Origin of the sequence: Winogradskyella sp. (genome assembly GCF_016744625.1) — a bacterium.
GTDB lineage: Bacteria > Bacteroidota > Bacteroidia > Flavobacteriales > Flavobacteriaceae > Winogradskyella.
Genome location: NZ_JADGDZ010000042.1, coordinates 19734 through 28248, shown reverse-complemented (window position 1 = coordinate 28248; position 8515 = coordinate 19734). Strand labels below are relative to the sequence as shown.

The following is an 8515-nucleotide window of genomic DNA, read 5'->3' as shown; positions in this document are numbered from 1 at the left end:
TGTGTTGTTTAAGATGATAACTTACATTTGCATCCGCATTTAAATACTAATGCTTGTTCATACAAAATTACTGGAGAGGTGCCTGAGTGGCCGAAAGGAACGGTTTGCTAAATCGTCGTAGGTGGAAACACTTACCCAGGGTTCGAATCCCTGTCTCTCCGCAATAATTTCTTTTTTGAAATTAGATAACCAATTCTCGGGGTGTAGCGTAGCCCGGTTATCGCGCCACGTTTGGGACGTGGAGGCCGCAGGTTCGAATCCTGCCACCCCGACAATTTTAGAGTTACGGGCTCGTAGCTCAGCTGGATAGAGCACCTCCCTTCTAAGGAGGCGGTCATAGGTTCGAATCCTATCGGGCTCACAAAAAGTCTTACTAGAAATAGTAAGACTTTTTTGTTTTATTCTGGGTACTCAATTCTAAGATGATAAATGTTTGCTAACTTATGTTTTAGTACCTTTTTTATAGATTGAATTTCTTTAAAAGTAATATCTGCATTAAGAAATTGACCATTTTCCATTTGTTTGTTAATAATGTTTTCTACAAACTCATTAATCTTAGTACTTGTAGGCTCTTTTAAACTTTTTGATGCGGCTTCAACACTATCACACATCATCAAAATTGCCGTTTCTTTACTGAATGGTTTTGGTCCAGGATATGAAAAGTCTTTAATATCTACATCTTCATTAGTCGCTTTCTCTTTCATGTAAAAATAATACACAAGACTTGTTCCATGATGAGTTCTTATAAAGTCGATAACACGATCTGGTAAGTTATGCTTTTTTGCAATTTCAATTCCATTTATGGCATGATCGATAATAATCCTAGCACTCTCATGACTAGATAATTCATCATGAGGGTTTATCCCAGTACTTTGATTCTCTGTGAAATATGTTGGATTCTTCATCTTACCAATATCATGATAAAGAGCACCAACTCTAATTAACATAGAATTTGCTCCAATTTCATTTGCAGATGCTTCTGCTAAATTAGCAACATTTAGCGAGTGATGAAACGTACCAGGTGCCTTATTCGATAATTCCTTTAAAAGTTTTGTATTGGTATCGGAAAGTTCTAATAAAGATACATCAGACACTAACCCAAATATCTTTTCATAGATATAAATTAAAGGTTGTACAAAAAGTGTAGCCAAGCCGCAGAGTATAAATAATCCAAAGGTTTCCCATTTTAATCCAGTTAATTGCCCTTCATGAATAACGAAAAAGGCAAAATAAGCAATGATGTATATAAACGTAATTTGCCCAACAGATATAAAAAGATTGGCACGTTTGTACAGTTCCGAAACCGTTAAAATTGTAACAATACCTGCTATAATTTGAAGAAACATATATTCGTAACTATTTGGCACTATAAAACCTAACAGCAGCACTGTAAGGACATGCGCAAATAAACCAAGTCTAGCATCAAAAAAAGCCTTTAACACTAATGGCAGAATACATAATGGTACTACATAAATATATTGAGAGTTATAATTTATTATTAAAGTCGTTAATAATATCATTAACGCTATGTTAAAGAAAATGAATGTCACCTTAGTATTATTAAGGAATACTTCCATTCTATATTTTCGTAAAAACAACAACAACATTAAGAGTGCCAATGCCACCAATAATGTATAAGCCACTAAGACCCAATTATAATTAGCTGTATTCCACACTTGAGATTCATATTCAGATTTTAAAGAATTTAAAATGACGTATTGCTCATCTTCAACAACCTGCCCTTTTGAAATAATTAGCTGATCCTGTTCAATACTTCCTCTTGTTGATGATATTTTAGATAATTCTTCTTCGAGAGCCTTTTCAGTTAAGCTTTCATTTAATACTATATTAGGTTTTATAACATCAAAAAATATAGAAATCATACTATTTCTATTTTCAGATAAAACATCATTACTTAAGTGCTTTTCTATAAGTTGACGCAAATCACTTAATTCATATAAACTACCATATTGTAATTCTTTCTGAATGGTATTGGATGTGGCTAATATGACTGGTCTATTATCCGAATAACTATAATTCTGATCTAAAACACCATTATCATAAAGCTTAACAACAAACGATTTTCCTTTTTTGTATAAACTAGAATTTTGAATATTAAGATAACTAGAATCTTTTACCGTTTGATTAAATCGTAACAAATAGTCGGATAACACTTTACTTTCAATCTCTTTATCAATTTCAAAATAAACAGGGCTATTCTTTTCAATATCAAGATTTTCAACATCTAATTCATTTTGAGGTTTTTTTATAGCAAAGTTAAAAGGAGCATACAAATTCTCAGATTGCCATGGTTTTCCTTTTTCAAAAGAGTATCTAAATTTACCTGTTTTAGGAAATAGATATACTATAAATAGTGTTGTTACTAAGAACAGTAATATTTTATAGACTAAAGCATGGTTTTTATACCATTTATTGAGAAATGCATTCATATACAATCAAATGTAATAAATATTAGAATTTTAGAAGGCTAATATCATTAATACATTCTCAAATCTCTCAAAAATTGATTAATTTCGCAGCAACTCATATAAAGATAAATATAATGAATAAGGACGTTGTAATCGTATCAGCTGTTAGAACACCAATTGGAAGTTTTTTAGGAAGTCTATCTTCTGTACCTGCACCTCGATTAGGAGCTGCAGCAATTAAAGGTGCTCTAGAAAAAATTAACCTTAATCCAGAAATGGTTGAGGAAGTGCTAATGGGTAATGTTGTACAAGCTGGCACTGGTCAAGCACCTGCGAGACAAGCTGCAATTTATGCTGGAATTCCAGATACTGTTCCTTGTACTACGATAAATAAAGTTTGTGCTTCTGGTATGAAAGCGGTTATGCAAGCAGCTCAAGCGATTCAGCTAGGAGATGCGGAAATCATTGTCGCTGGTGGCATGGAGAACATGAGTTCTATTCCTCATTATTATCATGCAAGAAGTGCTACAAAATTTGGGCCTGCTACACTCGAGGATGGAATGCAAAAGGATGGTTTAGTCGATGCTTACGATAAAAATGCCATGGGTGTTTGTGCTGATGCATGTGCTAGTGAATATGAATTTAGTAGAGAAGATCAGGATGCTTTTGCAGTTCAATCATACGAACGTTCTAAAGCAGCTTGGGAAGCAGGTAAATTTAATAATGAAATTATAGCTATTGAAGTTCCTCAACGTCGTGGAGAACCTGTTGTTGTAAATAGAGACGAAGAGTATACAAATGTGAAGATGGATAAAATTCCTGCCTTACGTCCTGCTTTTACTAAAGACGGGACAGTAACTGCAGCTAACGCATCTACTATAAATGATGGGGCTGCTGCTCTAGTATTAATGAGCAGAGAAAAAGCTAAAGAATTAGGCTTATCTCCTATTGCAACAATTAAAAGTTATGCTGATGCTGCACAAGAACCAAAATGGTTTACTACTGCTCCGGCTAAAGCATTACCAAAAGCGCTAGACAAAGCCAATATTAAATTAAGTGATGTGGATTACTTTGAATTTAATGAAGCTTTTTCTGTGGTTGGATTAGCCAATATGAAAATTTTAGGATTAAACGATAGTAACGTAAATATTAATGGAGGAGCAGTTTCTTTAGGTCATCCACTCGGATGTTCTGGTGCTAGAATCTTAGTAACATTAATTAATGTACTTCATCAAAATGATGCTAAACTTGGGGCTGCTGCTATTTGTAATGGTGGTGGTGGTGCTTCTGCAATGGTGTTAGAACGCGCTTAAATTTTATTTATGCAATACGGTATTTGCAATCTTGGAATTGTACCTATACGATTAGAGCCTAGCGATACTAGTGAAATGGTAACGCAAGCTTTGTATGGTGACCAATTCAAAGTTTTGGAACAACGAAAAAAATGGAGCCGTATTCGTTTTGCCTTCGATAAGTATGAAGGCTGGATAGATAATAAGCAGTATATCGAGATTGAAGAATCTGATTTTAAAGAACTATCAAGCTCCAATATTAAACTATCTAGAGACTTAATTGAGTTTGTTTCAGATGATTCAAATAATTTATATCCTATTCCAGTCGGATCAGATTTAAATGGTTTAGCATTACTTAATCATAATTTTGATGGCACCATCTTATCATCAATAAGTAGTAAGTCTGAAATCATTAAATCCTCATTTTTATATTTAAATGCTCCTTATTTATGGGGAGGAAAAACACCTTTTGGTATCGACTGCTCTGGCTTTACGCAGATGGTATATAAGCTTAACGGCTATAAACTATACAGAGATGCTTCTGAGCAAGCTAATCAAGGAGAAGCTTTAAGTTTTATTGAAGAAAGTGAACCTGGTGATTTAGCTTTTTTTGATAACGCTGATGGTAACATTATCCATGTTGGCATTATAATGGAGGATAATTATATTATACATGCACATGGTAAAGTAAGAATTGACCGATTAGATCATAGTGGCATTTATAATATTGACACACACACACACACACACAGACTCAGGGTAATTAAAAAAATCATATAAAAAAAGCAACCTTTTTCAGGTCGTTTTTTTTATATGATTTTTGATAAACTTAATTGCCTTCAGTCGAAGCATCAATCATTTCCTGAACTTTCACTTTCATCTCCTTATACTTATCTACTTCACCAATAGCGCTATAAATATTCATTAAAGTTCTTGCCGCATCAATATTGGTGTTTTTTAATTCTAAAGCCTTTTCTAAATATGGAATAGCCTCTTTGTATAGCTTAGAACGTTTTTCTTTAAGCTCTTCATACTTTTTATTATCAGCTGCACTAGTACCTAACTCATTCATTTCTTCAACAATACTAGCTTCACCACCTAATATAGTCACAGCTAAATTATTATAAGCATCTACATATGTTGGGTCTATTGAAATTGCTTTTTCATAAAACTTCTTAGACTCTTCATTGTTACCACCTTCTGCAGCTAAAACACCTAAATTGTATAGCAACTCAGCATTATTAGGATCCTTTGCAACGGCTTCTTCCATTAAAGTTTTAAACTTAGCTTTATTGCCCATTTTTAAATATACATTAGCCTCAGATAATAAAAGACCCAAATCATCAGGGTTTTCTGCTCTAGCATCTGCCATTGCACCTAATGCCTTTTCATTATTTCCTTGAGAAACATAAATCAAAGCTATATTTTTAACTATTTCTGCAGTTTTAGATTTCGTCTTTTCATCTCTTGGCTTATTATGAGTTTTAGCTATTTTAACAGACAAATTTCTAGTTTCTGTACTTGGAAAAACTTCTTCTACACCGCTTTCCTTGTTTGTAGCATGATATTTCATTTCTATTCCTGAATATCCTAAATTCTTTAATTGAACATAATACCCTAATGCAGTATCAAAATCACTTGCTGAAACTGCTGATGATGCAGCGTAATACAAATATATTGTGTCTTTTGGAGACATTTTATATGTTTTTTCAAATCGCTTAGCTGCTACTTTATAGTTTTTATTATTAAAGGCATTATTCGCTTTTTCGAAAAAAGAATTAAGCATTTCTGTAGACATGTCATTAGCCTGCTTGGTATACTTTAATTTGCCAATTTTGGACTCTAAATCTTTTAACTCGTTAATACTTTCAATTGCTTCATCAATATTTTTATCAGACCCCTTACCTTTAGCATATAAAGCTTGTGCTTTGAGAAAATAAAACTTGGCTTTTGTTTTATCATCCATATTTCCCATCAATGCCTCAGCAACAGAAACCGCTGATTTGGCATCTGCAAAATTCGAATTCTTAAGTGCTTTCTCAATTGCCTTAACCTCATTTTTTTGAGCAAAAGACATAGACGTAATAGCCAAGAGTAACACTAATGTCATTAATTTTTTCATCTTGTAATAAATAGTTTTGTTGTTAATTTTTAGTTTTCTGTTTCAGTGTCATTATTATCAATAGCCGTGCCATCCTCATTTGATTCTTAATTACCAGTCACTTCATAGTCAACATCTTCAACATCTTCATCATCATCTTTCATAACTTTAGCAACAGCTGCAATAGAGTCACTACCCTTTAAGTTAATTAACTTAACTCCTTGAGTTGCTCTTCCCATAACGCGAAGATCAGCTACCGCCATACGAATAGCAATACCAGATTTATTGATAATCATTAAATCATCTTCATCAGTTACATTCTTAATAGATACTAAGTTACCTGTTTTTTCCGTAATAGAAATAGTTTTCACACCTTTTCCGCCTCTATTTGTAATTCTGTAATCCTCTAAACTTGAACGTTTTCCATAGCCATTTTCAGAAACAACTAGGATATTGCTTTCCATATCATCTACAGCAATCATACCTATTACTTCATCAGTTTTTTCATCTTGAAGACGAATACCACGAACACCAGATGCATTACGACCCATTGGTCTAGTCTTAGCTTCTTCGAAACGAATCGCTTTACCAGACTTCAATGCTAACATCACCTGGCTTTCACCTGTGGTTAACTTAGCTTCTAATAAAACATCATCTTCTTTAATAGTAATAGCATTAATTCCATTAGATCTTGGTCTAGAGTATTGTTCTAAAGATGTCTTTTTAACTTGACCTTTCTTAGTAGCCATTATTACATAATGACTATTAATATAATCTTCATCCTTTAAATCTTGAGTACAGATAAAAGCCATTACTTTATCATCTTGTTCAATATTAATCAAATTCTGAATCGCTCTGCCTTTGGATGTTTTTGCTCCTTCTGGAATTTCATAAACACGCATCCAGAAACATTTTCCTTTCTGGGTGAAAAATAACATGTATTGGTGATTTGTACCAACAAATAAATGTTCTAAGAAATCTTCGTTACGTGTTGTTGATGCTTTTTGACCAACTCCTCCTCTATTCTGTGTTTTATATTCAGTAAGCGAAGTTCTTTTAATATAACCTGCATGAGAAATTGTAATTACAACTTTCTCATCTGGAATCATGTCTTCGATACTCAAATCTCCACCTGCATATTCTATAACAGAACGACGCTCATCACCATATTTATCTCTTACAACTTCTAACTCTTCTTTAATGATTTCCATACGACGATCTTTCTTGTCTAGGATATCCTTAAGATCGATGATTGTCTTCATTATATCATCATACTCATTACGCAACTTATCTTGCTCTAAACCTGTAAGTTGGCGCAGACGCATTTCAACTATTGCCTTAGCTTGTATTTCCGAGAGTTTGAAACGCTCAATTAAGTTATTACGCGCTTCATCTGCATTAGAGGATGCACGAATAATTTTAATCACCTCGTCTATATTATCTGAAGCTATAATTAAACCTTCTAATATGTGAGCGCGCTCTTCAGCTTTACGCAATTCATATGTTGTACGTCTTACAACAACCTCATGTCTGTGTTCAACAAAATAGTGAATTAACTCTTTTAAGTTTAATAATTGTGGACGACCATTTACCAATGCAATATTATTGACACTGAATGATGATTGTAAAGCTGTATATTTATATAACTTATTCAGTACAATATTAGGAATTGCATCACGTTTTAAAACGTAAACAATACGCATCCCATTTCTATCCGATTCATCTCTAATAGTAGAAATCCCCTCTAATTTTTTATCGTTAATTATATCAGCAGTTTTTTTAATCATGTCTGCTTTATTAACTTGATAAGGTATTTCGGTAACAATAACACATTCTCTTCCTTGAACTTCCTCAATAACTGCATTTCCACGCATTACAATACGTCCACGACCTGTATGAAAAGCTTCCTTTACACCATCATAACCATAAATAGTTCCACCAGTAGGAAAATCTGGGGCTTTAATATGTTGAATTAATTCGTCAATTTCTATATCGTTATTTTCAATATATGCTATTGTACCATTTACAACTTCTGTTAAGTTATGTGGCGGCATATTAGTTGCCATACCTACAGCAATACCAGACGCTCCATTGACTAAAAGTCCCGGAATACGAGTTGGTAAAACAGTTGGCTCTTCTAAGGTATCATCAAAATTTAATTTATGATCTACGGTCTCTTTATCAATATCTGCCAACATGTCTTCAGATATCTTACGCATACGTGCTTCAGTATAACGCATTGCTGCAGGACTATCTCCATCTACAGAACCAAAGTTACCTTGCCCATCTACTAGCATGTAACGCAAACTCCATTCTTGAGCCATACGTACCATTGCATCATAAACAGAAGTATCTCCATGTGGGTGATATTTACCCAAAACTTCACCAACTATTCTTGCTGACTTTTTATGTGCACTGTTTGCTCTAATACCAAGTTCGTGCATACCGTAAAGTACACGTCTGTGAACTGGCTTTAAACCATCTCTTACATCTGGTAAAGCACGTGACACAATGACTGACATTGAATAATCAATGTAAGCCGATTTCATTTCATCTTCAATGTTAATTGGAATGAGTTTTTCTCCTTCTGCCATATATAAAATTAATTAGTTTTTTTTGTACGTTTTCATAACGTGCTAATATAGCTAATTTAGGAGTGTTTACAGAGAAATTCTAAGTCGTTTTTAGGAGTT

General features: G+C 33.6%; 5 protein-coding genes and 3 tRNA genes. 5 read left to right on the top strand and 3 right to left on the bottom strand.

Annotated features, from left to right (window positions below; genetic code table 11):
- Positions 1-72: 72 nt before the first annotated feature.
- The 3 genes from QZZ53_RS10080 to QZZ53_RS10070 all read left to right on the top strand — a co-directional run bounded on the left by QZZ53_RS10080 (position 73) and on the right by QZZ53_RS10070 (position 361).
- Positions 73-161: transfer RNA gene (locus tag QZZ53_RS10080), tRNA-Ser, on the top strand.
- Between the two features lie 36 nt (positions 162-197).
- Positions 198-272, top strand: a tRNA-Pro gene (locus QZZ53_RS10075).
- A gap of 15 nt (positions 273-287) precedes the next feature.
- Positions 288-361: transfer RNA gene (locus QZZ53_RS10070), tRNA-Arg, on the top strand.
- A gap of 37 nt (positions 362-398) precedes the next feature.
- On the opposite strand, the gene QZZ53_RS10065 is transcribed toward QZZ53_RS10070, so the two are convergent.
- Positions 399-2450, bottom strand: coding sequence for an HDIG domain-containing metalloprotein (locus QZZ53_RS10065; RefSeq protein ID WP_296384178.1), 2052 nt, complete (start codon positions 2448-2450; stop codon positions 399-401).
- Positions 2451-2563: 113 nt separating this feature from the next.
- Between QZZ53_RS10065 and QZZ53_RS10060 the strand changes: the two genes are divergently transcribed.
- Positions 2564-3742, top strand: coding sequence for an acetyl-CoA C-acyltransferase (locus QZZ53_RS10060; protein WP_296384176.1), 1179 nt, complete (start codon positions 2564-2566; stop codon positions 3740-3742).
- Between the two features lie 9 nt (positions 3743-3751).
- The gene (locus QZZ53_RS10055) at positions 3752-4501 is read left to right on the top strand and encodes a C40 family peptidase (protein ID WP_296384174.1); all 750 of its coding nucleotides are present in this window, start codon (positions 3752-3754) and stop codon (positions 4499-4501) included.
- A 49-nt stretch (positions 4502-4550) separates the two neighbouring features.
- Here QZZ53_RS10055 and QZZ53_RS10050 read toward each other — a convergent pair whose 3' ends face one another.
- On the bottom strand, positions 4551-5843 hold the full coding sequence (locus QZZ53_RS10050) for a tetratricopeptide repeat protein (RefSeq protein WP_296384172.1): 1293 nt from the start codon (positions 5841-5843) through the stop codon (positions 4551-4553).
- A gap of 86 nt (positions 5844-5929) precedes the next feature.
- Positions 5930-8416: a DNA gyrase subunit A gene (gene gyrA / locus QZZ53_RS10045; protein ID WP_296384170.1), complete on the bottom strand. Its 2487-nt coding sequence runs from the start codon at positions 8414-8416 to the stop codon at positions 5930-5932.
- Positions 8417-8515: the final 99 nt, after the last annotated feature.

Bases quoted from the DNA above. Each gene is read 5' to 3' on its own strand.
- QZZ53_RS10065 (WP_296384178.1), bottom strand. From the start codon at position 2,450: ATGAATGCATTTCTCAATAAATGGTATAAAAACCATGCTTTAGTCTAT.
- QZZ53_RS10060 (WP_296384176.1), top strand. From the start codon at position 2,564: ATGAATAAGGACGTTGTAATCGTATCAGCTGTTAGAACACCAATTGGA.
- QZZ53_RS10055 (WP_296384174.1), top strand. From the start codon at position 3,752: ATGCAATACGGTATTTGCAATCTTGGAATTGTACCTATACGATTAGAG.
- QZZ53_RS10050 (WP_296384172.1), bottom strand. From the start codon at position 5,843: ATGAAAAAATTAATGACATTAGTGTTACTCTTGGCTATTACGTCTATG.
- gyrA (WP_296384170.1), bottom strand. From the start codon at position 8,416: ATGGCAGAAGGAGAAAAACTCATTCCAATTAACATTGAAGATGAAATG.